1 protein-coding gene is annotated in these 843 nt (G+C 66.3%); it reads left to right on the top strand.

Annotation, left to right across the window (positions count from 1 at the left end; genetic code table 11):
• The coding region (locus G3480_RS26975) for a reverse transcriptase domain-containing protein (protein WP_240906116.1) at positions 1-752 on the top strand (752 nt) is incomplete at its 5' end.
• Positions 753-843: the final 91 nt, after the last annotated feature.

The raw sequence follows: 843 nt of genomic DNA, 5'->3' as shown, positions 1-843 counted from the left end.
TCCGTCGCGTGCTGGGCAAATGGATGCATGCCGGCGTCATGGAAGACGGGGTGATTCACCATCCCGAGCGGGGCAGCCCGCAAGGGGGTGTGATCAGCCCGCTGGTGTCGAATCTCTACCTGCACGAAGTCCTCGACCGCTGGTTCGAGGACACCGTCAAGCCGCGCCTGCGCGGGCGGGCCTTCATGGTCCGCTTCGCTGACGATGCGCTGTTGGCCTTCGAGCGGGAAGAGGACGCACGGCGGGTCTTGGAGGTTCTGGCCAAGCGCCTGGCGCGCTTCGGTCTGACGCTTCACCCCGAGAAAACTCGCCTGGTGGACTTTCGTCGTCCGCCCTGGCGGCGCGGAACGCGGCGCTCGCAGCGCGGGCGCAGTTTCGACCTGCTCGGCTTTACGCACTACTGGGGACGCTCCCGGAACGGATACTGGGTGGTGCAACGCAAGACGGCCAAAACCCGCTTCCGCCGCGCCGCGCGGCAGATTGGGCAATGGTGCCGCCGCCATCGCCACCTCTCGGTGGCGGAGCAGTGGCGGGCGCTCAAGCGCAAGCTCAAAGGCCACGACGCCTACTACGGGATCACCGGCAACGCCCGTGCGTTGGTGCGGTTCCGACAGGTTGTCCGCCGCCTCTGGCGCAAGTGGTTGAACCGTCGCTCCTATCGGCTTTCGCTCAACTGGGAGGCTTTTCAGCGCTTGCTCCAACGTTATCCCCTGCCGCCCGCACGTGTCGTTCATAGCAATTATGTCGCGTAGCGACTGCTCAACCGAGGAGCCGGATGCGGTAGTCCCGCACGTCCGGATCTGTGGGAGCCGCGGGTGCGTAAGCACCCGTGGCCACCCGGTG

The organism is Thiorhodococcus mannitoliphagus, assembly GCF_010915725.1.
GTDB classification, from domain to species: Bacteria; Pseudomonadota; Gammaproteobacteria; order Chromatiales; family Chromatiaceae; genus Thiorhodococcus; species Thiorhodococcus mannitoliphagus.
The sequence above is the reverse complement of the archived record's forward strand: the minus strand, read 5'-3'. Positions and strand labels throughout refer to the sequence as shown.